Genomic DNA, 22,546 nt, shown 5'->3' on the forward strand with positions numbered 1-22,546 from the left:
ACGGAGCGGTGGGGGCGGAGGCGTCAGTCCTCCGCCAACTCCACCCGTACCGCGCACACCTTGAACTCCGGCATCCGCGACACCGGGTCCAGCGCCGGATTGGTGACCGTGTTGGCCCGGCCCGGCCCCGCCCAGTGGAACGGCATGAACACCGTGTCCGGCCGGATGTCCCGGCTGATCCGGGCCGGGGCCACGGTCCGGCCGCGGCGGGAGACCACCGCGAGCGGGGCGCCCTCCGCGGCGCCCAGCCGGTCGGCGAGCAACGGATGCAGCTGGACGAACGGACCCGGCGCGGCCTCGTTCAGCTCGGCCACCCGCCGGGTCTGGGCGCCCGACTGGTACTGGGACAGCACTCGGCCCGTGGTGAGCAGCACCGGGTACTCCGCGTCCGGCTCCTCGGCCGCGGGCCGGTGGCTGACGGGGACGAAGCGGGCCCGGCCGTCGGCGGTGGCGAACCGGTCGAGGAAGAGGCGCGGTGTGCCGGGGTGGGGTGCGGGCGTTCCGTCGGCCGCGGAGCCCAGCGGCCCCGGCCCCGTATCCGCCCTCGCTCCCGCATCCGGACCCGCTCCGGCACCCGGCCTCGCCCCCCGTCCTACCTCCGCTGCCCGTCCCGTCCCCGGTCCTAGCCCCGCCCCCGGCCTCGCCCCCGCCTCCCCTGTCTCCGGGCACGGCCAGAACACCCCGTCCTCTTCCGCGACCCGTCGGTACGTGATGCCCGAGTAGTCCGCGGGGCCGCCCGCCGAGGCGCGTCGCAGTTCGTCGAAGACCTCCTCCGGGTCTTCGGGGAACCCCTTCTCCCAGCCGAGGCGCGCCGCGAGCCCGTTGAGCACCGCGAGATCCGTCCGTACCCCCGGCGGCGGTGTGAGGGCGGCCCGGCGCAGGATGACCCGGCCCTCCAGATTGGTCGTGGTGCCCGTCTCCTCGGCCCACTGGGCCACCGGCAGGACGACGTCCGCGAGCGCGGCCGTCTCCGAGAGCACGACGTCCGCGACCGCCAGGAAGTCCAGTGAGCGCAGCCGCGACTCGATATGGGCCGCGCGGGGCGCGGAGACCAGCGGGTTGGAGCCCATGAGCAGCAGCCCGCGCACCTCGCTGCCGAGCGCGTCCAGCAGCTCGTACGCGCTGCGCCCCGGCCCGGGGAGCGCATCGGGGTCGACGCCCCAGACGGCCGCCACATGGGCGCGCGCGGCCGGGTCGTCCAGCTTGCGGTAGCCGGGCAGTTGGTCCGCCTTCTGGCCGTGTTCGCGGCCGCCCTGGCCGTTGCCCTGGCCGGTGAGACAGCCGTAGCCGGACCGCGGGCGGCCCGCGCGGCCGGTGGCCAGGCACAGATTGATCCAGGCGCCGACGGTGTCGGTGCCCTTGGACTGCTGCTCGGGGCCGCGTGCCGTGAGCACCATCGAGTTTTCCGCATCGCAGAACATGCCGATCGCTCGGCGGAGTTCGGGCACCGGAACCCCCGTGATCCGCTCGACCAGTTCCGGCCAGTGGGCCATGGCGGCCGCCCGTGTCTCCGCCCAGCCCACGGTCCGCCGGGCGATGAACTCCTCGTCCACCCGCCCCTCCGCCACCACCAGGTGCAGCAGCCCCAGAGCCAGGGCGAGATCGGTCCCGGGCCGCGGCGCGAGATGCAGATCGGCCTGCTCGGCCGTGCGCGTACGGCGTGGATCGACCACGATCAGCCGTCCGCCCGCCTCCCTCAGCTCGGTCAGATAGCGCAGCGCGGGCGGCATGGTCTCGGTGAGGTTGGAGCCGACGAGGATCACACATCCGGTACGGGAGACGTCCGCCAGCGGGAACGGCAGCCCCCGGTCAAGACCGAAGGCCCGCTGGTGGGCGGCGGCGGCCGAGGACATGCAGAACCGGCCGTTGTAGTCGATCTGCGAGGTGCCGAGCACCACCCGCGCGAACTTCCCCAGCGCGTACGCCTTCTCGTTCGTCAGCCCGCCACCGCCGAAGACCCCCACCGCGTCCGGGCCGTACGCCCGGCCGGTGGCCGCCAGGCCCTCCGCGACCCGGTCGAGGGCCTCCTCCCATGTGGCCGGTTCGAGCCGACCGGTATCAGGGCGGCGGACCAGCGGCTCGGTCAGACGCACCCGGGAGGAGAGCAGAGCGGGCGCTGTGCGCCCCTTGCCGCACAGCGCACCACGGTTGACCGGGAACGCGGTGCGCTCCACCACCTCGACACCGCTGTCCGTGGCCGACGGCCGCAGGGTCATCCCGCACTGCAACGCGCAGTACGGACAGTGGGTGTCGACGGAGGCGGCGGCGGGTGAGGCGGGTGCGTCCCCAGGAACGTGCTGCATACGAGCGAGCGTGCTACGCCCGTGTTACGGCCCGCGTCCCCGTGCGTTACACCTCCGGGAATCGGACCTCAGCGCGCCCGGCGGCCGTCGGTGAAGTCGGCGCAACCACCTGTCATCGCGGTGCAACGGCGACGCAATACGCAGCTGCCAGGCTCTCTACATGACGGCGTCGCCCCAGCCGGGTCCGCTCGGCCCTCCTGGTCCTCCCGCTTCTCCCGCTCTTCCTGGTCCTCCCGGTCCCACGGGTGCCACCGGCCCCACCGGCCCCCACGACTTCAACAGCACGGCGCAGCTCATGACCCAGATCACCGCACAGCTCCACACCCAACTCAGCCGCAGAGGGCGGCTCACGGGGCGGTGCCCCGCCCCGCCCCCGCCGACCCTGGTCGCCGTCGCCCACGGCAGCCGGAACCCCGAGGCGCTGCGCACCGTGACCGCGCTCCTGGCCCGGGTCCGGGCGCTCCGGCCCGAGGTGCCGGTACGTCTCGGCCATCTCGAGCTGAACCAGCCGCTGCTGACCGACACCCTCGCCGGGCTGCGCGGGGACGTCGTCCTGGTGCCGCTGCTCCTGGGCCGCGGCTACCACATCAAGCAGGACATCCCGGCCGCCGTCGCCGCCGCGCCCCACCTCTCCGCCCGGATCGCCGCCCCGCTGGGCCCGCATCCGCTGCTCGCCGAGGCCCTGCACACCCGCCTGGCCGAAGCGGGCTGGCGGCCCGCGGCCCGCGGCGCAGCCCCGTCCCCGGCGGCAACGGGTGTCGTACTGGCCGCCGCGGGCTCCAACGACCCCGACGCGGGTATCGACACCGCCCGTACCGCCGCCCTCCTCAGCGCCCGGCTCGGCGGCATCCCCGTGCTGCCGGGCCATGCCTCCGGCGCCGGGCCCAGCGTGCCCGACGCGCTGCGCACCCTGGCCGCCCTCGGCCGGGAGCGGGTGGCGGTGGCCTCCTACTTCACCGCGCCCGGCCGCTTCGCCGGTCAGTGCGCGGACGCCGCGCCCGGGGTCGCGGCTGCCCCGCTCGGCGCCCATCCGGCCGTCGCCCGGCTTGTACTCCACCGTTACGAACAGGCCCTCGTGAGTGCTCCCTTGTCACACAGGGCGGTTACCGTCGGTGTATGAGCAGCGCGAGAGGACCCGAGCCCGACCCTTCCGACGCCTCACCCCGGGCCGGCAGGTCCGGTGAGGCCGACGCCGGCCGGATCCCCGGCTATGAGGCGGCGGACCTCGAGCGATGGGCCCCCGAGCCTGACAAGCGGCCGGGCCGCACCGCCTTCCAGCGGGACCGGGCCCGAGTGCTGCACTCCGCCGCGCTGCGCAGACTGGCCGGGAAGACCCAGGTCGTGCCCGCCGCCCCGGCCGCCGACCCCGCGCCGGCCGGACGCGCCCCGGCCTGGGACGCCACCCCGCGCACCCGGCTGACCCACTCCCTGGAGTGCGCCCAGGTGGGGCGGGAGCTGGGGGCCGCCCTCGGCTGTGATCCGGATCTGGTCGAGATGGCTTGTCTCGCCCATGACCTCGGCCACCCGCCCTTCGGCCACAACGGCGAGCAGGTGCTCAACAAGATCGCCGAACCTTGCGGCGGCTTCGAGGGAAACGCGCAGTCGCTGCGGCTGCTCGCCCGTCTCGAACCCAAGCGGTTCGTCCCCGACAACGAGACCGGCGGCCAGCGGAGCGTCGGTCTCAATCTCACCCGCGCCGCGCTCGACGCCGCCACCAAGTACCCCTGGCCGCGCGGTGGCCACCCCGAGAACCCCGGCTCCCCGAAGTTCGGGGTCTACGAGGACGACATCCCGGTCTTCCGCTGGTTCCGGCAGGGTGCCCCCGACGGCCGTACGACCTTCGAGGCCCAGGTCATGGACTGGTCCGACGATGTGGCGTACTCGGTGCACGATGTCGAGGACGGGCTGCACGCCGGCCATCTCGACCCGGCCGGCCTGCTCGCCGAACCCGACCGGCGCGAGGTGTTCGCCGTCGCCGCCGAGCGGTACGCACCGGGCGCCGATCCACAGGAGCTGGCCGAGGCGCTGGACCGGCTGCTGGAGCAGGAGTGGTGGCCACACGGGTACGACGGCTCGTCGGTCGCCCAGGCCCGACTGAAGGACGCCACCAGCCAGCTCATCGGCCGGTTCTGCCTCGCCGCCGAGGGCGCCACCCGCGCCGCGTACGGCACCGGCCGGTTCACCCGCTACGCCGCCGAGCTGGTGGTGCCCCGCGCCACCCGTCTGGAGTGCGCGGTGCTCAAGGCGGTGGCCGACCGCTATGTCATCCAGCGCGCCGACCAGGAGCTGGTCCGGGCCGACCAGCGCGTGGTCATCGCCGAGCTGGGGCAGGCGCTGATCGCGCGCGCCCCGGTCGGACTCGACCCGCAGTTCCGCGCGCTGTTCGACGAGGCCGACGCGGCCGGGGACGACGCCGGGCGGCTGCGCGCGATCGTGGACCAGATCGCCGCACTGACCGACGCCTCGGCCCGCGCCCTGCACACCCGGCTCACCGAGCCCCGGTCGGCGCGCCGGCCATGAGGGTCGGCGCGCCTCGGATGAGACCGCCGGTTCCACGGCCGGATCCGCGGCCGACGGACCGGCAGGGGCGTACCGGCCCTTCCCGCCGCCCGCGCGGTGCGGGAGGCTCCTCCTTGGCCGCGGTGTGGTCGCCCCGGCCGGCCTGACCGACCCGCCCGCCGAGGACGCCGAGGACGCCGAAAACGCCAACGACACCGACGACACCGAGACCACCGAGGACACCGACGCCACAGGGCCGAGAAGAGACCTCCGACACCGGACCGGCGGGAGACTGACGAGAGAACGACACACAACGCACGGCAGAACGAAACGAGTCGCGCGCGACACTCACCCGAGAACGACACCAGAACGACACGAGAACGACGCGAGGACCCACGCGCCAGGCCGACGCGCCCGGGGTAAGGCAAAGGCAGAGCCACTGCTCGGCAGCGAGGAGGAGACAAGTGGTCGACGCACACCAGACGTTCGTCATCGTCGGAGGGGGTCTGGCCGGGGCGAAAGCCGCGGAAACCCTTCGAGCGGAGGGTTTCACCGGCCGGGTGATCCTGATCTGTGACGAGCGCGACCACCCCTATGAGCGGCCACCGCTGTCCAAGGGCTACCTCACCGGCAGCCAGGAGCGCGACAGCGTCTTCGTCCATGAGCCCGCCTGGTACGCCCAGGCCGATATCGAGCTCCATCTCGGCCAGCCCGCCGTGCGGCTGGACCGCGTCGCCAAGGCCGTGACCCTCGGCGACGGCACCCGGATCAACTACGACCGCCTGCTGCTCGCCACCGGCGCCGAGCCGCGCCGCCTCGACATCCCCGGCACCGATCTGGCTGGTGTCCACCACCTGCGCCGCCTCGCCCACGCCGAGCGGCTGAAGGGCGTCCTGGCCGCCCTCGGCCGTGACAACGGCCAGCTGGTCATCGCGGGCGCGGGCTGGATCGGCCTGGAGGTCGCCGCCGCCGCCCGCGGTTACGGCGCCGAGGTCACCATCGTCGAGCCCGAGCCGACCCCGCTCCACCCGGTCCTCGGCCCCGAGCTGGGCGCCCTCTTCGCCGATCTCCACAGTGAGCACGGGGTCCGCTTCCACTTCGGTGCCCGGCTCACCGAGATCACCGGCCAGGACGGCATGGTGCTGGCGGCTCTGACCGACGACGGCGAGGAGCACCCCGCCCACAGCGTGCTGGCCGCCATCGGCGCCGCCCCGCGCATCGCCCTCGCCGAGGCCGCGGGCCTGGAGATGGTGGACCGCGCGGCGGGCGGCGGTGTCGCCGTCGACACCTCGCTGCGCACCAGCGACCCGGACATCTTCGCCGCGGGCGATGTCGCCTCCGCCCCGCTCGCCTTCCTCGAGGGCACCCCGGTCCGGGCCGCCCTGCCGCCCGGCGCCCGGCTGCGTGTGGAGCACTGGGCCAACGCGCTCAACGGCGGTCCGGCCGCCGCCCGCGCGATGCTCGGCCAGGACATCGCGTACGACCGGGTGCCGTACTTCTTCTCCGACCAGTACGACGTCGGGCTCGAGTACTCCGGCTACGCCCCGCCCGGCTCGTACGACCAGGTCCTGATCCGCGGTGACGTCGGCAAGCGGCAGTTCATCGCGTTCTGGCTCAACGACGGCCGTCTGCTGGCGGGCATGAACGTGAACGTGTGGGATGTCACCGGGACCATCCAGGAGCTGATCCGCGGCGGTACCCGGCTGGACCCGGCGGCGCTGGCCGACCCGGCCGTCCCGCTGGCCTCGCTGATGCCGTAACACCGGGCCCTGGGCCCGTATCCCGCCCGTATCCCGGGTCCGGCGCCCGTATCCCGGGTCCGGCACGGAACGGCAGAGCCGTGTCGGACCCCGGCCGTAGAATTCACGCGTGGCAGGCAGGATCAACGATGACGACGTAAGGGCGGTGCGGGACGCGGTCCCGATCGACGCCGTTGTGTCCGAGTACCTCCAGCTGCGGAGCGCGGGGGGCGGCAATCTAAAGGGCTTGTGCCCCTTCCACGACGAGAAGTCCCCCTCCTTCCAGGTCAGCCCCAGCAAGGGGCTCTATTACTGCTTCGGCTGCCAGGAAGGCGGCGACACGGTCGACTTCGTGATGAAGATCGATCACCTCTCCTTCGCGGAGACCATCGAGCGGCTGGCCTCCCAGGCGGGCATCACCCTGCGCTATGAGGAGGGCGGCTACACCCCCGGCCGTCAGCAGGGCGAGCGCACCCGCCTGGTCGAGGCCCACCGGGCCGCCGCGCAGTTCTACGTCGAGCAGCTGGACGGTCCCGAGGCGGAGATCGGCCGGAAGTTCCTCGCCGAGCGCGGTTTCGACCAGGCCGCCGCCCAGCACTTCGGCGTCGGCTACAGCCCGGCGGGCTGGGACCACCTGGTCCGCTTTCTGCGCGGGCGCGGCTTCACCGACCAGGAGCTCATCCTCTCCGGCCTTGCCCAGGAGAGCCGCCGCAATCCGATCGACCGCTTCCGCGGCCGTCTGATGTGGCCGATCCGCGACATCACCGGCGAGGTCGTCGGCTTCGGCGCCCGCAAGCTGCGCGAGGACGACAACGGCCCGAAGTACCTCAACACCCCTGAGACCCCGCTCTACAAGAAGTCCCAGGTGCTGTACGGCATCGACCTCGCCAAGAAGGACATCGCCAAGACCAGCCGGGCCGTTGTCGTCGAGGGCTATACGGACGTCATGGCCTGCCATCTGGCCGGAGTGACCACCGCCATCGCCACCTGCGGCACCTCCTTCGGCGGCGACCACATCAAGATCCTGCGCCGGCTGCTGATGGACAATTCGGGCGCCGAGGTGGTCTTCACCTTCGACGGTGACGCGGCGGGCCAGAAGGCGGCCCTGCGCGCCTTCGAGGACGACCAGAAGTTCGCCGCCGAGACCTACATCGCCATCACCCCGGGCGGGATGGACCCCTGCGAGCTGCGGCTCGCGGAGGGCGACGACGGCGTCAAGGCGCTGGTCGAGAGCCGCACCCAGCTGTTCGAGTTCGCCATCCGGCAGATCGTCGCGCGCCACAACCTGGACACGGCGGTGGGGCGCGCCGCCGCCCTGGAGGAGGCGGCGCCCGTCGTCGCCGGGATCAAGAACCGCTCCATCCAGCACGAGTCGGCGGTCCATCTCGCGGGTCTGCTCGGCATCCTCGACACCCAGTTCGTCGTACGGCGCGTCTCGCAGCTGGCCGTCTGGGCGCGTGAGCGCGGACGGGGCGCGGGCGGCGACCGTCGTGGCCGGGGTGATCAGCGCGGCCGTCCGGGCGGTGCTCGGGGGGACGGGGGGCCGCAGGGCCATCGGGGCGACCCGGAGGCGCAGACCGCCCCGGCGGCGCCGCGCGGTCCCGCCCTCAACCTCCGCAGCCCCGCCCACCGTGTCGAGCGCGAGCTGCTCAAGCTGGCACTCCAGCGCCCCGAGCTGGTCTCCCCGGCCTTCGACGCGTACGGCATCGACGAGTTCACCGCCCCGCCGTACGCCGCGGTGCGCCGCACCATCGAGGACGCGGGCGGGGCGACGGGCGCCGACGGCGACTATCTCGCCCGGGTCCGGGACGTCGCCCCGGACGACACGGTCCGCGCGATGGTCACCGAGCTGGCCGTCGAGCCGCTGCACACCCGCCGGGAGGCGGACGAGGCGTATGCGGGCGTGCAGTTGGTGGCCGTGCGCCTGGCCGCCGTCAATCAGCGCGTCATGGAGGTCCGGGGCGCGCTCCAGCGCCTCGGGCAGCAGGCCGACCCCGACCGGCTCGCCGCCGTCCAGAACGAGCTGTGGGTCCTCCAGCAGTACGGACAGTCCCTGCGCGACCGGGGCGCGGCGGCGCTGTAGGGCCCTCGCAGGCCGTTTCCGGCCGGCCTTTTCCGGCCGTTCCGGGGCCGGTGGAACCCCACGGTCGGCTCCGGCGACGGTGGGTGTGGTCGCCGGGTAGTCGGACGGTCACGGGCCGCTGAGCAAAAAGTGCCCGCACGCCCCTCGTGGCGGGCCTGTCTCGTACTCCACACTGGGTGCGGTGCCTGAGTCCTCGGAGCGCGGCGGTGCTGACCGGCAAGTGCCGGATTCCCCCGCAGATCCGCTCATGTTGTACGGGACGGACGGCGGCGCGGCCGCCGCAGCCGTACCCGATCGTTCTGCCGCCTCAAGCGCGATCACCCTGGAGGTCGCCCCCGTGCAGACCCAGACGCTCACCGATGCGGCCCCGGCCGCGCCACCGCATTCCCGGTCGGCCCCCACGCCCGGCGCGGAACCGGCCGCGCCGCCGCTGTCCGCGGACTCCACGGGCGCGCCGGACGCCGGACCGGAGGGGGTACGGGACATGACGGCGTCACCGGACGGGGCCGAGCGGAGCAGACGTCGCGACCCGTCAGGGCCCGCCGACCAAGCCGACCAAGCCGACCAAGCCGACCAAGCCGACCACGTTGACCAAGCGGACCAGCAGGAGCCCTCCGGCCGACCGGAACCGTCGGACCATGAGTCGTCGGACCAGCCGGGGCCACCGGAACCGGCTGACCGGTCCGAGGAGCCCGACCCGTCGGCACTGCCCGAGCCGCCGTCCGCCGTACGGTTCGACACCAGCGGACCGTCCTCCGACCTCTTCCGCCAGTACCTGCGCGAGATCGGCCGTATCCCGCTGCTCTCCGCGGCCGAGGAGGTGGAGCTCGCCCGCCGGGTGGAGGCGGGCCTCTTCGCCGAGGAGAAGCTCGGCAACACCCCCGACCTCGACTCCCAACTCGCCCTGGACCTGGACCGGTTGGTGGTCCAGGGCAGGTTGGCCAAGCGCCGTCTGATCGAGGCCAACCTCCGCCTCGTGGTCTCTGTCGCCAAGCGCTACATCGGCCGCGGGCTGACCATGCTCGACCTGGTCCAGGAGGGCAATCTCGGCCTGATCCGCGCGGTCGAGAAGTTCGACTACGCGCGCGGGTACAAGTTCTCGACGTACGCGACGTGGTGGATCCGCCAGGCCATGTCCCGCGCCCTGGCCGACCAGGCCCGGACCATCCGGGTCCCGGTGCATGTCGTCGAGCTGATCAACCGGGTGGTCCGGGTGCAGCGCCGGATGCTCCAGGAGCGCGGCTACGAACCCACTCCTGAGGAGGTCGCGGCGCAGCTCGACCTCACCCCGGAGCGGGTCGGCGAAGTGCTGCGGCTGGCCCAGGAGCCGGTCTCCCTGCACGCGCCGGTCGGCGAGGAGGACGATGTCGCTCTCGGCGATCTCATCGAGGACGGCGACGCCGCGTCCCCGGTGGAGTCCGCGGCCTTCCTGCTGCTCCGCGAACATCTGGAGGCCGTGCTCTCCACCCTCGGCGAGCGTGAGCGCAAGGTCGTCCAGCTGCGTTACGGGCTGGTGGACGGCCGCCCGCGGACGCTGGAGGAGATCGGCCGGATCTTCGGCGTGACGCGGGAGCGGATCCGCCAGATCGAGTCGAAGACGCTCAACAAGCTCCGCGACCATGCCTTCGCCGACCAGCTCCGCGGCTACCTGGACTGAACACCTCTCCTCCCCGCCCCGGCCAGGTCCTGTCCTGTCCTGTCCTGTCGATCTTCGTGGATCAGCCCGCGGTGTCTGGTGAGGGGGCACCTCCCAGCGGTAGCTGGGGGAGGATCGCAGGAGGGTCGTCCTCGTACTGGGCGTACTCGGACGATCCCGACAACGCGGCGAGGCGCGGTGCCAGGCGTCGCGGGCCCGCGAAGATCGGCAGGACAGGGCCCAGTGGCTCCGGCTCCGGCCCCGGTCAGTACCCCGCGGCCGCCGCCCCCGGATCGCCCTCGAAGGCTCCCGGATGCGTCTGCTCGCGCACCGCCACGTACTGCTGCCGTACGGCCTGCCCCACGGCCAGTTCCTCGCCCGCTTCGAAGACCTGGCTGGCCGCCGCGGGCCACCGGGGCGGCTCGTGCGGCGACAGGGTGCCGTGCGCGGCGCCGAGCGCCCAGGCGGCCTGCCGGGCGGCGCCGATGGCGGCGTAGTCCGCGGGCTGGGGCACCACCACCTGCGCGCCCAGCAGCGCGGGCGCGATGGCGCGTACGGCCTGGAGGTCGGCCGCGGGCCCGAGCAGGAAGACCCGCCGCACCTGGACGCCGCGGCCGCGCAACACGTCCAGCGCGTCCGCGAGCCCGCACACCATCCCCTCGAAGGCGGCGCGCGCCAGATGCTCGGGCTTCATCGACTCGCGCCGCAGCCCGGTGAGCGTGCCGGCGGTGTGCGGCAGGTGGGGGGTGCGCTCGCCCTCCAGATAGGGCAGCAGCACCAGCCCGTACGAACCGGGTGTGGACTTCAGCGCGAGCGCGGACAGCCCCTCCAGATCGGTGCCGAGCAGCTCGGCGGTGCCGCGCAGCACCCGTACCGCGTTGAGCGTGTGCACGACCGGCAGATGCATCCCGGTGGCGTCCGCGTACGACAGGATCGTGCCGGTCGGGTCGGCCAGCGCCTCGTGGTGGACGGAGAAGACCGAACCGGAGGCCCCGAGCGAGATCACCGCGTCGCCGACGCCGACGCCGAGCCCGAAGGCCGCGGCCATGGTCTCGCCGGTCCCGGCGGAGATCAGCAGCCCCTCGGGGGTCTGCCCCGCTGCGTCGGCCGGGCCGATCACCTCGGGCAGCCGCACCTGATGGCCGAGCGCCAGCTCGATGAGATCGGGGCGCCAGGAGCCGGTGGCGGCCGACCAGTAGCCGGTGCCGGACGCCGTGCCCCGGTCGGTCGTACGCCGGTGGGGCCGTCCGAGCAGCTGCCACACCAGCCAGTCGTGCGGCTGCATCAGCTCGGCGACGCGGTGCGCCGCGTCCGGCTCGGTGCGGGTCAGCCAGCGCAGCTTGGCGACCGACTGGGTCGAGGTCGGCACCGCGCCGACGGCATGGGCCCACGCGGTGCGGCCGCCGAGCGCCTCGACGACGTCGGCGGCCGCGGCCTGTGCGCGCTTGTCGTTGCCCACCAGCGCGGGGCGTACCAGCGCCCCGCCCGAGTCCAGCGCGAGCAGTCCGTGCTGCTGCGCCGAGACGCCGATGGCCTGCACCCCTTCCAGCAGCCCGCCCTCGGCGGCCTCGCCGAGGGAGAGCAGCCAGGACTGCGGGTCCACGTCATGCGGGGAGCCGTCGCCGCCTCCGAGAGCTGGATGCGGGGCATACCCCTGCTTGAGTACGGCTCCCGTATCCGTGTCACAGACGACGATTCGTGTGCTGTCGGACGAACTGTCCAACCCGGCGACTATCCCCATGGACCAGATGATGCCACCGCGGGAGCTGGGCCCTGTCCGGTGGGTCGTAGCGCGCCCACCGGACAGGGCCTAGGTGGGCCTAGGTGTTGCTGGTGCCCCAGTCGTCCTCCTCCATGACGCGCTCCGCACGCTGCCCGCCGATCCGCTGACAGAGCGGGCGCACCTTGCCGAGCGCCTTGGCGGCGGCCTGGCGCCCGCCGTGCGCGGCCGATTCGGCGGTGTTGCGGACGGCAGGGTTCTGTGCGAACTGCCGCGCGCAGCTGCGCAGCTGCTCGTACCGCTCGCGGCCGGCCCGCGTTCCCAGTACGTAACCAACAGCCAGCCCGGTGATGAACGTCAGCCGGTAGCGCATCGACCTGCCCTTCTGGTTGTCCTTCGCCTCGGACCCCGGGGTCGTGCCGCTCGCCTACCCGCCCGTGCCGCAGATCACCCACGGCTCGGCGACAGATCATCCGGCGGGCTTCCGCGGGGATACCGATTGGCGGAGCACCCCCCTGCTTGCGCTAATGTATGTGTCGCAGCGAACGCACGCCCTCCGGGAACCCCGGACGGGGGTGCGGGCGAGGCACACGGAGCAATCCCCTGTAGCTCAATTGGCAGAGCAGCCGGCTGTTAACCGGCAGGTTACTGGTTCGAGTCCAGTCGGGGGAGCGCAGTCCCCTGTAGCTCAATTGGCAGAGCATTCGGCTGTTAACCGGAGGGTTACTGGTTCGAGTCCAGTCGGGGGAGCAGACGGGAGAGGGCCCCTGAGGGGGTCCTTTTTCATGTCGGTGCGTCGATGGGCCGGACGGCGCTACGTCGAGATCCAGCCATGATCGAGCCGCCGGGGCGTTCAACATCAGCCCGCCGAAGCAGCAGATCGTATGAGCGGCTATGCTGCGGCAGACGGCGCGCACACGTGTGGACGACGCGCCGTTACGGGGCGGTAGCTCAGCCGGTTAGAGCAGCGGACTCATAATCCGTCGGCCGTGGGTTCGAGTCCCACCCGCCCCACCATGGAAGCGGTCGGCCGGATCGTTTCTACCTGCGCAAACGTGAGAACGGGGGGCGCCACACCAGCGTGGCGCCCCCCGTTCATCCGTTCAGACCAAGATCCAGTGGACGCGTAGTGGACACGGGGCCGGTGCAGTGTGCACAGGGGCCTTCAGGCTGCCTTCTGGCGACCGTTCCGAGCCCGGCGGGTGCTCCGGGCCGCTGCGGGCGGCAAGCCCGTCGGCAGTGCCCATCCGTCCAGACTCTGGGCCTCGGCGCGGGCGATCGTGAAGCGCGTGAGCGAGAAGTACGCCCGCTGCTCATGCGGGTACTGGTCGTTGAAGTTCTCCACCCGGACCAGTTCCAGATCGTTGGCGGTGCAATGGTCGCGTATCCACTTCACGGCCGCGTTGGCGGCGTCGTCCTGGCCCCGGCCGGTGAGGGTGATCACGCCGAGGAGATCGGAGTCGGGCTGGACCTGTGCTCCAACAGCCCAGGTGCCACCTGACTGCCGTGCGCCGTGAGCGAAGAATACGGCGATGTCGTTATGCCAGGCCGTCTCGGGGATCTCCAGCGGGGAGCGCACTTTGAACGGGACGTCGCGGGGGACTACAGACATGACCGATTCGGCCTCGGCCCGCATCATCTCGGGCAGCACGCTGGTGTAGGTGTCGGAGGTGATCTGGCGCGAGGAGTGCCCCAGCTTCTCCTGGACCACCTTGATGTCGGTACCGGCGAGCAGGGACAGGGTGGCCGCGAGGTGCCGCAGGTCGTGCAGGCGGACTGGCGGCAGGCCGGACAGCTCCACGAGGCGGGTGAAGCGGCGGGAGATCCAGTCGGGGTGCAGCGCCTCACCGTTCTCGTGCGTCCACACTCGGCCGGTCTCGACGTAGGCGTCTCCCCACTCCTGGCGCTTCTGCTCCTGCTTCGCGCGGAAGCTGGCCAGGTTGTCACCGGACTCCAGGCTCAGGGACAGGGTGCGGACGCTGTCGGCCTTCGGCGCTTCGCCGTACAGCTCGTAGGCGACCTCTACGATCTGCTGGGAGATCCGCATCCAGAGGGCATCGATGCTGACCTCCGTCCAGGGCAGCGCGGCCATCTCGCCGCGGCGGGGGCCGAGGAAGATGAACGAGTGCCACAGCTCGTAGAGCCAGTCGTCCTTGACGAAGTCCAGGAACGCGCCGGTCAGCTGCGGCGTCCAGACCATGACCGGGCCGGGCCGCTCGCCGGTGTGCTTCCAGTGCTCAACTCGCTCGGGTGTCCAGACGAGGGGCTTTGGCCGGGTGGCCGGCGGCAGCTCCACGAGCTGTGCCCAGTTCTTGGCGAACGCCTGCTCGCGCTTGATGCCCCAGGAGAGCGCCGAGCTGAGGGTGTCGTTGATGCGGTGCATGGTGGCGGCGGAGGTGATCTTCCGTAGCCCCTTCTTGCCCTCGCGAAGTGCCGCGTTCGCGTCGAGGAACACGCGGCGGGCTGCACGGCGCTCCTCCTTCTTCCCAGCCGCCCGCACCCAGGCTCGGTGTGCGTCGTCGCGGTCCTTCTCCAGCTGGTCGACGCGGAGGCGATGGAGCACCTTCTCGGAGTTCTCCTTCTCGATCGCGTCGTACATCTTGTCGAGGTGGCGGACCTTGAGGTCCCGTCGTTTGATGTGCCCCAGGTGCGGAAGCAGGTAGTTGTTGATGTGCTCCAGGTAGCCATGGCGGGTGGTGCGGGCCAGGGACTTTTTTGTCTTGATCCACCGGAGGAAGAAGTCGCCGCACTTCTCATCGGTCAGCACATCGGTGCCGGCGCTGGCGGCGTCGTAGAGTTCCTTGGCCTTCTTCTTGGCGTCGTCCTTGGTAGCGAAGCCGCCGCGGCGTGCCCGCTGGCGGTGCCCCCCTTCGCCGGGTTCGAGCTCGAAGTAGAACGCCCAGGTTCCATGCTTCGGGCCTAGCTTCGGGCACGTGGTGCCGATGGATCCGATCTTGGGGTTGCCATCGGCGTCCAGGAGAGGGTTGCCCTCCTGGTCCTTGAGCGGCCCCTTGCACTGGCATCGCCGGTAGTAGCTTGGCGAGAACATCCGACCCCCTGCTGTCGACTGGCGCGCGGCCGGTCGTGGTTGTGCGTACGTTTCCGTACGTGTCTGGCGTGATCTCTTTCGATCTTGCTGGGGGTGTCGGACACTGCTGTAAAGTCAGTTTCAAGTTGGCGCGGGGGAGAAGGCGACCAACGACATGGCTGCTCAGGAAGCGGGCGTACAGGCTTCGGCCGGAGCGATGGGTCTGGAGGAGCTGCTGGCTCTTCCGGCCACGGTCAATGTGACAACTGCCGGACGGGCTCTCGGCATTGGCCGAGACAAGGCGTATGAGCTGATCCGCAATGGGATCTTTCCTGTGCGAACGCTCCCGCTGGGTGGCACGGTCCGTGTGCCTACGGTGGAGCTGTGGAAGGTCCTCGGTGTCGAGCCGCGGCGGGAGAGCGGGGGGGATCGGTACGTGATCAATGCAGGCCGTGTGCGACTTTAAGGTGTCCGGATGTTTTCTAACGATGTGACCTATCTCGGATAGGGTTAGTCGTGTAAGGGGGTCGGTTCCGAGGGGTGAGGAGACCAGCGGATGCCGCGGCTGTTTGGCTTTGAGGACATGGCGTACCGGCGGGTGGTTGAAAGTGAGGCGGAGGGTATCCGTCTTGCAGCCTCCCGGCGGTTGCTCAAGCAGAGCATGAACGCCATCACCGAGTGGGTGAACGAGCTGGGGTATCGCACGACGCGCGGTGGTCTGTGGCGGCCGGATGGCCTGGCTAACGTGCTCGATCACCCGGCCATCGCTGGCTTGGCGGAGGACGAGGACGGCAACCTTTACGAGACGGGCGGGCCCGCGATCATCCCTCGGGAGGACTTCGTCGCTATCCGGGCCATGCGCCGGGCGCGGGATCCCGAGATGAAGCGGGCCGAGCAGCGCGAGTACTTGATTTCCGGTGCGACTGGCGTGTGTGGCCTGTGCGGGTGCCCGCTCGGTTCTTCTCCCTCGAACGCTGGCAGTCGCGGCTACCGGTGCATGCCGAGCACGGCGCACCGTCCGGGCGGGTGCGCCAAGGTTCGCATCAACGCCGACCTGCTGGAGACGTATGTGGCTGAACATGTGCTGGCGGAGTTGGCCAAGCCGGAGGTCAGCACGTTGATCGGGCAGGCGCGCGATGAACTGCTGGCAGAGGCTGCTCAACTGCGCAGCGAGGCAGCTGCTGCGCGGCGTCGGCAGAAGAAGCTGGGAGTGGACTACGCGCGCCTGCCGGACATGTCACTCAAGGCGTTTAGGTCGGCCGACCAGGAGCTGAAGCAGTTGATCAGCGAGGGCGAGGTGAAGGCCCGGTTCCTGGAGCAGGTCAAGCACGTGCCGGTGGGTGACATCCCTGATCTCGTGCGCTGGTGGAAGCACGCGCCGATGAAGGCGAAGAGGGGTGTTTTGATCCTCATGCTGGAGCAGGTAGCTGTGTACCCGGCCGCGTCCAGGGGTTCTCGCACCGTGGACGCGGACCGGGTGTCTCTGCGGTGGCGTCAGTGGGGCGTACAACCTTCGGTCACGGGCGAGAAGGCAACCTGAACCACCTTGCCTGCGTTTCCTCTTGGCGCAGCGGGATGATGACCTGGCGCCCGATGGTGGGCAGGGTGAGCCCGAGTGCGACGAAGAGTGTGCATAGCGCCCCCGTTACGGGCACAACGTACGCTTCCACCGTCGGCCAGGGGTGCCCGAGCAGGTAGGCGACGACAGCGCCTGCCCGGCTCATGTCGTACGCCCAACCCATGAAGATTCCCGTTGCGGTGGCTGCGAGGCCGACGGCTGCGGCACGCCGGTCTGGCCAGACAGCTGCTGCCAGCATGGCGTAGCGAAGGCCGAGTGCAGTGGTGATGGCGATCAGCGGGCACAGGTGAGTGAGCATGTATGCAGCCGATGCGCCGTCGGTGGGGGAGGCGGAGGCAAGCCGCATAGAGGGCACATCGGTGAGCTGAAACTCCCAGGTCACCACCGTCATGATGCAGCCGAAGAGGAAGACGCAACCCACAACCGCCTTACGCAGTTCGATGTCTTGCTGCGCCCAGTTCACACTCATGACCATCACACCGAGCGCGACCACGTCCGCGCCGAGGTTGGAGCCGAGGGTGGCGATGCCGTTGCGGCCGAGGAAGGCATCAGTGGCCGTCGCGATGGCGGGGACTGCCGTAAACGCGCTGATGAAGCAGCCGGTGAAGGCCGCTATCCGTGCGTAGCGCGCTACGTAGAAGGCTCCTTGGCGGGCTGGCCGGGAAGAGACGGCCAGGTAGGTGGCGGAGCTGATAACGATGAGTACGGCGCACGCACCGAATATGAGGCCGACCACGGTCAAAGTCCTTCCAGGTCATCCGCTGCCCTCTGAGCGGCTTCGTACAGACTCAGTCGGCGACGGGGGCGGCCCTCTCGGGGCTGGTCGACGCCGGGGGGAGGCGAGGGGATGGGGGGGACGTTTTCGGCCAGCCCTCGCCGTGCACGAGTCTCCTGGAGGTTGGTGATGATTTCAACAATGTCCTGCACCTCAAGTCCCTGCATTAAACGCAGCACTTCACGGGCCTCGGGGCGCTGGAAGTACACGGTGAGCGCCGTGAGGTCGTCCCACTCCTGCCCGGGAAGCAGGAACGCTGGCGGGGCATCAAGGGCTTGAGCGAGAGCGGTGATGGTAGTTGATGTGGGGTTGCTGGTGGTTCCGTTCATCAGGCCGTTGACTTGGCCATGCGACAGCAAGGGCTTGCGTTGCCCGGGTCGTGTGGTGGCGAGCGAGACGTCCCGGGCGCTCGGGGTGAACCCGTCCGGGTCGCGGCGCAGGCGCAAGAGGGTAAGCAACTTCGCGGCCAGGGTCATCGGTTGGCGCCGGTCGGTGCTGTCTGTCATGTTCCCCATCCCCGCCTGTGTCATTTGCTCGCCGCCGGTGACTGATCGGTAGCGATCGTCCCGCGTCCAACATACCCCGCAGCTCGGAGGGGTTATAAGGTTTGTTGGACAGTTTCCTCGGGGCGGCGGATACCAAGCGGCACCCCCTGCCCGGCTGTTGGCGTGGACTGTCGAGGAAGTCACGGCTGGACGGGTGAAGGCGGCACATGTGTCGTTCACGGGAGGAATCGCATGTCCGAAGTTGACGAGCGGCGGATCGCGGAGTTGGCCGAGCGGCCCCCATGCGTGCTTCGGGGGAGAGTGGGGGGCGCGGCGCTTCAGGAAGCTCGCAAGGTGCTGGAGTGGCAGGCTGGCATGCGCGGCGGGGAGTCAGATGGAGGCGCGGAAGAGGGCGGCCGTCGCTAAGCCGGCCAGGCGACGCCGCACTCCGCGCCCTCAAGATAGGTGACATGGTTGATGTCGTGTTGTACGTTCTGACATGCCGAGGCGGGCACGGCAAGCAGCAGGGCCCGCACCGGCAGCGTCGCACATGCGGCGCCCTTCCCTGCTCCTCGCGGGTGGCCGACCCCCCGCGCCCCGCCCGCGAGGAGCTGGCCGTACAGCGCGGCCGCCGGGGTGAGTGATGGGAGTGGAGCCCGTCGCGGTCGTGAGATCGCGGCGGGCTCGCCTCACATCTGGCGCAGCGCGACTCCCCGACTCCCCGACTTCCCCTCCCCTGCGTCGGCTGGGTGGAGCGACTGCAATTTCGGGAATTCCGGAACTGGAATTCGGAAATCAAAAAGAAATTCCTACTTGCTTTAGCGGTGTATGCGATTAAGATATAAGTGTAAGAACAAAGGGAAAACAACAAAGGAGTTTTCCCTCGGAATTAAGGAAGGCGCGGGAGAAATGTTCACGAACCTCAAGATTGAAGAGATCGCCCCCAACCCCGACCAGCCCCGCAAGTTCTTCGACGAGGCCGCACACGAGGAACTGAAGGTCAGCATCGAGGAGAACGGCCTTCTCCAGCCGATCGTCGTCCGCCCGGTCGAGGGAGCCGAGGCGCCCTACCTGCTGATCGCGGGTGAGCGCCGGTGGCGGGCCTGCAAGGCGGCCGGCCTGGAGGTCGTCCCGTCTAAGGTCATCGAGAACGTCAGCGACGAGGAGGCGTACGTTCTCAGCATCGCCGAGAACGTCAACCGGTCGGACATGACGATCATGGAAGAGGCCGGTGCCTACGCCGACCTCAAGGCCGCTGGCTGGACGCCAATCAGGATCGCCAAGCGGTTCGGCAAGTCGGAGACCCACATCACCTGGCGGCTGGGCCTGCTCACCCTGCGCCCCGAGGTCGCCGAGATGGTCGACAAGGGCCAGATCAAGAACAATCTGGCCTGGCACATCGCCCAGTTGAACCCGGCCAACCAGATGGTCGCGGCCATGCGGTACGTGCGCGGCGACTTCGACAGCGAGGCCGAGGCGCAGCACTTCGCCAACGGGCTCAAGATGATGGAGCAGCAGACGTCGCTCACTGACGAGAAGGCCCCGACGGCCGAGGAGCAGGACAGCCGGAAGAAGGCCAAGGCCAAGGCGAAGGACGGGCTGGGCAAGGCCGAGGAGGTCCTGATCCCGCTGTTGGAGGAGCTGGCCGAGAAGAAGCCCGAAGACCTGGCGATCATCCTTGGCGACGACCTGGACCGGCACATCCGGGTCGTCGGTCGGCTCTACTCCAAGGTGCAGATGGTGCGGAACCTGCTGAGCAAGGCGCAGGGCATCCAGCGGGCACGGGAAGAGGCTTTCAACCGGGCTGCGGTCGAGGTCCAGCGGGAGGGTGCCGCGAAGAAGGAGGAGGCGGCCAAGGTCGAGAAGCCCGAGCCGGAGCAGGCGAAGAAGCCCGCGTCGGCAGCGAAGAAGGCGGCCCCGAAGCCAACTGCCCGGACGACGGTTGCTGCGAAGTCGGCGGCCCGCAAGGCTCCCGCCAAGAAGGCTGAGCCCAAGGCCGGGGGCGCGGCGGCCAAGAAGGCGGAGTCCACTGCGACGAAGTAAGGCGGACGAGGGGGCTCGGCGCGGGCCGGGCCCCCTCGCTTCTTCCTCTGGCAGGGCAATGGGTGCGGTCGGGTATCCGGCCGCACCTTCACCTTTCCCGTGAACGCCCGGTGACGCGAAATGACTCCGGGATGGTTCGGGCAATTAATTGTCGGCAACCCTTTTATGGGGTTCGGAATTCAATTAGGATTAAGAATGTAAGAAGCACTCGGAAAATAGTGGTCTTCTCAACTCAAAAGAGGGTATGAAAATGGGTTCTCTGGAAACTCAAGGAAACATGAATCCTGAGAAACTGGACTGGGAAATGGCTTCGGAGCACCCCGACATCAAGGTATTCGTCGGCTTCCTCGGGAACCTCCTGGCAGAGGAAGGGGTGACATCGGGTCCGGCCTCAGAGTTCGTCCGCCAGGTCGAAGAGCTTACGGCCTCCCGGTACGCGAACGAAACCAACCGGGTCCTGCGGGTGCAGACGGAGCGAGAAGGGCGTCAGGTCTCCTTCGACGTCATCGTCCAGGTGGCAGCACCGACTATTCGGAAGGCTGGCCCCGAGGACTAGGACCTATCCGGTCCGGCCGGGCTCCTCGGCCGGACCGGAGGCTTCGGCCTCAGGGCTTCAGTACTGGCTCGAGCCGGGCCCGCAGGGGAAGTGTCCCTGCGGGCCGGTGCCGCTCGGAACTCGCGGGCTCCCGAGCGAGCGGCACCCATCCAACCCGGGACCGGCGGAGCTGCCCGCGTGTCCGGCCCGTGAGCAGCACGAAAGGAAGCATCTGCGTGCTAACCCTGTTCACCAACCGCTACCAGGCATTCCAGCCCGCGCAAGGAGTGCCGGTGCGCATCACCCTGGGTGCTCCCCGCTTCAAGCTCCCGTATCCGCTCACCTGCGCGGTACGGGAGCTCGCACCACGCCGGGAGTACTTCTCCAAGCCGCTGGCGGAGTTCACCGCCGCCTATCGGGCAGACCTCGACCAGCTCGGTCCTGTGCGGATCGCCCAGCGGCTGCGGGAGATCGCGGAAGCGGAGAAGGATCACCGACTGGTCCTGCTCTGCTTCGAAGACCTGTCTGACCCTCAGCAGTGGTGCCATCGGAGGACCTTCGCCTCCTGGTGGAAGGACACCACCGGCGACGAGGTGCGGGAGCTCTCGCCACTGGCCGACCAGTACGAGCAGGGAACCTTGATGTGACTGCCGGATCCGCAGCACAGAGATAGGTGACATGATTTCAAGGGGCTGTGCGCTCCTTGTGTTAGGTTCCAGCGCAGCGCCCGGCCCGGCACCCGCCAGGCCGGGCGTTGCCGTTTGTGCAGGAGGCGAGAGATGTTCCAGGGCACCATCCCGGGCCCCATGCGCTCCATCGTGCGGGAGACCGCCAGCAGCTGGCCGCGCGGCGCGGTGTACGTCCCGTGCTGCGGCAACTTCACCATCGAACGGTCCCTCGCCGGCATGGGCTTCGCCCTCCACTCCTCGGACGTGTCCATCTACACCACCGCCATCGGCCGGTGGCTCACCCGGCAGCCGGTCGGCATCCAGCTCCGCGAGGAGAGCCACGACGAACTGCACTGGCTCGCTGACTCCCTGGACGACGGGGTCGGCACCGTCGCCACGATGATGCTGGGCACTCGGTTCCTCGGCAGCGTCGGCCGCGAGGGGCTGTGGCACGAGCGGGTGGTCCGCTCCTACCGGGAGCAGTGGAAGGCCAAGCACGCGGAGACCGTGGAGCGGCTGTCCGGCTCGGATGTCGAACTGGCGTCGTACGAGGTGGAGGACGTGCGCTCCTGGCTCCAGAAGGTCCCAGGTGACGCCCCAGTGTGCTCCTTCCCTCCCTTCTACGGCGGCGGCTACGAGAAGCTGTACGAGCCGCTGGAGACCCACTTCACCTGGGACGCTCCCGAGTACGAGCCGCTGTCCGACGACGACGTGGTCAGCGTGCTCGGCGCGATCACGGACCGGCCGTACTGGCTGACGGCCTCCAACCACGATGTGCCCGAGCTGCACCGGTACCTGCGCGGCGTGATCAAGGCGACGCCGCGTGCCGCTCCCTTCTACGTGTACGCCAGTGAGGCGCCGACGCGCATCGTCTCGCCGCGTCAACCGATCAAGCCGGTCAAGGCTCCCCGGCTGCGGATCGGGGAGGAGCTGGCAGGTCCGCTGTCGCTGTCGCTGCTGAAGCCGGGCCAGTTCAACGCGCTGCGCTCGCGGTACCTGAACCCGCGCATCGCGCCGGGCGCGGCAAACCTCGCTGTCGCGGTCAAGGACGGCACAGGCAGGATCCTCGGGGTCTTCGCCATGGCGCCGAGCAGCTATACCCCGGATGAGGCGTACTTGCTGTCGGACTTCGCGGTCGCGCCGACGGACTACCCGCGGTTGTCGAAGCTGATCGTGCTCGTGGCCACCAGCGCGGAGGCCCGGCTGCTGTGCCAGCGGGCGTTCTCGCGCCGCATCCGGGCGGTGTCCACGACGGCGTTCAGCAACAACCCGGTGTCGATGAAGTACCGCGGGCTGCTGCGGCTGACCAAGCGCGGCCCGTCGAACGAGGACGGCTGGAAGTTCCAGCTCCAGTACCAGGGGGCGATGGGTGAGCAGACGCTCGCCGAGGCCCTTGGGAAGTGGGCGAAGCGGTGGGGCGCCCGAACCACGACGACGCAGACGGGAGTCTGAT

16 protein-coding genes and 3 tRNA genes are annotated in these 22,546 nt (G+C 70.1%); 13 read left to right on the top strand and 6 right to left on the bottom strand.

The genetic code is table 11. The annotated features are described in order from the left end of the window. Positions 1–23: 23 nt before the first annotated feature. Positions 24–2,303 carry a molybdopterin oxidoreductase family protein gene (locus AC4BEG_RS23740; protein ID WP_490701765.1) on the bottom strand — a complete coding sequence of 760 codons (2,280 nt, stop codon included), beginning with the start codon at positions 2,301–2,303 and terminating at the stop codon, positions 24–26. A 295-nt stretch (positions 2,304–2,598) separates the two neighbouring features. Between AC4BEG_RS23740 and AC4BEG_RS23745 the strand changes: the two genes are divergently transcribed. From AC4BEG_RS23745 to AC4BEG_RS23765, 5 genes are all read left to right on the top strand, one after another. Next, the gene (locus AC4BEG_RS23745) at positions 2,599–3,423 is read left to right on the top strand and encodes a sirohydrochlorin chelatase (RefSeq protein WP_490701766.1); all 825 of its coding nucleotides are present in this window, start codon (positions 2,599–2,601) and stop codon (positions 3,421–3,423) included. Continuing rightward, positions 3,420–4,823, top strand: a complete 1,404-nt coding sequence (locus AC4BEG_RS23750; protein WP_490701767.1) for a deoxyguanosinetriphosphate triphosphohydrolase — start codon at positions 3,420–3,422, stop codon at positions 4,821–4,823. The genes AC4BEG_RS23745 and AC4BEG_RS23750 overlap by 4 nt, the downstream gene beginning before the upstream one ends. A 443-nt stretch (positions 4,824–5,266) precedes the next feature. Further along, positions 5,267–6,562: an NAD(P)/FAD-dependent oxidoreductase gene (locus tag AC4BEG_RS23755; protein ID WP_490701768.1), complete on the top strand. Its 1,296-nt coding sequence runs from the start codon at positions 5,267–5,269 to the stop codon at positions 6,560–6,562. Positions 6,563–6,671: 109 nt separating this feature from the next. Beyond that, positions 6,672–8,624 carry a DNA primase gene (gene dnaG / locus AC4BEG_RS23760; RefSeq protein WP_490701769.1) on the top strand — a complete coding sequence of 651 codons (1,953 nt, stop codon included), beginning with the start codon at positions 6,672–6,674 and terminating at the stop codon, positions 8,622–8,624. Between the two features lie 247 nt (positions 8,625–8,871). Further along, positions 8,872–10,281, top strand: coding sequence for an RNA polymerase sigma factor (locus tag AC4BEG_RS23765; RefSeq protein ID WP_490707170.1), 1,410 nt, complete (start codon positions 8,872–8,874; stop codon positions 10,279–10,281). Positions 10,282–10,525: 244 nt separating this feature from the next. Here the strand turns inward: AC4BEG_RS23765 and AC4BEG_RS23770 are convergent, their stop codons facing one another. Both AC4BEG_RS23770 and AC4BEG_RS23775 read right to left on the bottom strand, forming a co-directional pair. Next, on the bottom strand, positions 10,526–12,001 hold the full coding sequence (locus AC4BEG_RS23770; RefSeq protein WP_490701770.1) for an FGGY family carbohydrate kinase: 1,476 nt from the start codon (positions 11,999–12,001) through the stop codon (positions 10,526–10,528). Positions 12,002–12,080: 79 nt separating this feature from the next. Next, the gene (locus AC4BEG_RS23775; RefSeq protein ID WP_490701771.1) at positions 12,081–12,353 is read right to left on the bottom strand and encodes a YtxH domain-containing protein; all 273 of its coding nucleotides are present in this window, start codon (positions 12,351–12,353) and stop codon (positions 12,081–12,083) included. A 226-nt stretch (positions 12,354–12,579) separates the two neighbouring features. Between AC4BEG_RS23775 and AC4BEG_RS23780 the strand changes: the two genes are divergently transcribed. The 3 genes from AC4BEG_RS23780 (at position 12,580) to AC4BEG_RS23790 (ending at position 12,997) form a co-directional block, all read left to right on the top strand. Next, positions 12,580–12,652: transfer RNA gene (locus tag AC4BEG_RS23780), tRNA-Asn, on the top strand. A 5-nt stretch (positions 12,653–12,657) separates the two neighbouring features. Continuing rightward, a tRNA-Asn gene (locus tag AC4BEG_RS23785) sits at positions 12,658–12,730 on the top strand. A 190-nt stretch (positions 12,731–12,920) separates the two neighbouring features. Beyond that, positions 12,921–12,997 (top strand) — tRNA-Ile (locus AC4BEG_RS23790). A gap of 148 nt (positions 12,998–13,145) precedes the next feature. Here AC4BEG_RS23790 and AC4BEG_RS23795 read toward each other — a convergent pair. Next, positions 13,146–15,029 (bottom strand): site-specific integrase, encoded by a 1,884-nt coding sequence (locus tag AC4BEG_RS23795; protein ID WP_490701772.1) that lies wholly within the window; start codon positions 15,027–15,029, stop codon positions 13,146–13,148. A gap of 535 nt (positions 15,030–15,564) precedes the next feature. Here AC4BEG_RS23795 and AC4BEG_RS23800 point away from each other — a divergent pair. Next, positions 15,565–16,548, top strand: coding sequence for a recombinase family protein (locus tag AC4BEG_RS23800; RefSeq protein ID WP_490701773.1), 984 nt, complete (start codon positions 15,565–15,567; stop codon positions 16,546–16,548). Here AC4BEG_RS23800 and AC4BEG_RS23805 read toward each other — a convergent pair. Together AC4BEG_RS23805 and AC4BEG_RS23810 are read right to left on the bottom strand one after the other, a co-directional pair. Next, complete coding sequence (locus AC4BEG_RS23805) at positions 16,526–17,323, bottom strand: hypothetical protein (protein ID WP_490701774.1); 798 nt, start codon at positions 17,321–17,323, stop codon at positions 16,526–16,528. The genes AC4BEG_RS23800 and AC4BEG_RS23805 overlap by 23 nt on opposite strands. A gap of 2 nt (positions 17,324–17,325) precedes the next feature. Next, positions 17,326–17,868, bottom strand: coding sequence for a hypothetical protein (locus AC4BEG_RS23810; RefSeq protein ID WP_490701775.1), 543 nt, complete (start codon positions 17,866–17,868; stop codon positions 17,326–17,328). Positions 17,869–18,756: 888 nt separating this feature from the next. Between AC4BEG_RS23810 and AC4BEG_RS23815 the strand changes: the two genes are divergently transcribed. From AC4BEG_RS23815 to AC4BEG_RS23830, 4 genes are all read left to right on the top strand, one after another. Beyond that, positions 18,757–19,890 (top strand): ParB/RepB/Spo0J family partition protein, encoded by a 1,134-nt coding sequence (locus AC4BEG_RS23815; protein ID WP_490701776.1) that lies wholly within the window; start codon positions 18,757–18,759, stop codon positions 19,888–19,890. 277 nt (positions 19,891–20,167) lie between these two features. Continuing rightward, positions 20,168–20,446: a hypothetical protein gene (locus AC4BEG_RS23820; RefSeq protein WP_490701777.1), complete on the top strand. Its 279-nt coding sequence runs from the start codon at positions 20,168–20,170 to the stop codon at positions 20,444–20,446. Positions 20,447–20,661: 215 nt separating this feature from the next. Next, positions 20,662–21,072 carry a DUF488 family protein gene (locus tag AC4BEG_RS23825; protein WP_490701778.1) on the top strand — a complete coding sequence of 137 codons (411 nt, stop codon included), beginning with the start codon at positions 20,662–20,664 and terminating at the stop codon, positions 21,070–21,072. 132 nt (positions 21,073–21,204) lie between these two features. Then, on the top strand, positions 21,205–22,545 hold the full coding sequence (locus tag AC4BEG_RS23830; RefSeq protein ID WP_490701779.1) for a putative antirestriction adenine methyltransferase: 1,341 nt from the start codon (positions 21,205–21,207) through the stop codon (positions 22,543–22,545). Position 22,546: the final 1 nt, after the last annotated feature.

It is taken from the genome of Streptomyces sp. JLBJ103, assembly GCF_058215575.1.

Bases quoted from the DNA above. Each gene is read 5' to 3' on its own strand.
- AC4BEG_RS23815 (WP_490701776.1), top strand. From the start codon at position 18,757: ATGTTCACGAACCTCAAGATTGAAGAGATCGCCCCCAACCCCGACCAG.
- AC4BEG_RS23740 (WP_490701765.1), bottom strand. From the start codon at position 2,303: ATGCAGCACGTTCCTGGGGACGCACCCGCCTCACCCGCCGCCGCCTCC.
- AC4BEG_RS23745 (WP_490701766.1), top strand. From the start codon at position 2,599: ATGACCCAGATCACCGCACAGCTCCACACCCAACTCAGCCGCAGAGGG.
- AC4BEG_RS23765 (WP_490707170.1), top strand. From the start codon at position 8,872: ATGTTGTACGGGACGGACGGCGGCGCGGCCGCCGCAGCCGTACCCGAT.
- AC4BEG_RS23795 (WP_490701772.1), bottom strand. From the start codon at position 15,029: ATGTTCTCGCCAAGCTACTACCGGCGATGCCAGTGCAAGGGGCCGCTC.
- AC4BEG_RS23750 (WP_490701767.1), top strand. From the start codon at position 3,420: ATGAGCAGCGCGAGAGGACCCGAGCCCGACCCTTCCGACGCCTCACCC.
- AC4BEG_RS23820 (WP_490701777.1), top strand. From the start codon at position 20,168: ATGAATCCTGAGAAACTGGACTGGGAAATGGCTTCGGAGCACCCCGAC.
- AC4BEG_RS23770 (WP_490701770.1), bottom strand. From the start codon at position 12,001: ATGGGGATAGTCGCCGGGTTGGACAGTTCGTCCGACAGCACACGAATC.
- AC4BEG_RS23800 (WP_490701773.1), top strand. From the start codon at position 15,565: ATGCCGCGGCTGTTTGGCTTTGAGGACATGGCGTACCGGCGGGTGGTT.
- AC4BEG_RS23810 (WP_490701775.1), bottom strand. From the start codon at position 17,868: ATGACAGACAGCACCGACCGGCGCCAACCGATGACCCTGGCCGCGAAG.
- AC4BEG_RS23775 (WP_490701771.1), bottom strand. From the start codon at position 12,353: ATGCGCTACCGGCTGACGTTCATCACCGGGCTGGCTGTTGGTTACGTA.
- AC4BEG_RS23830 (WP_490701779.1), top strand. From the start codon at position 21,205: ATGTTCCAGGGCACCATCCCGGGCCCCATGCGCTCCATCGTGCGGGAG.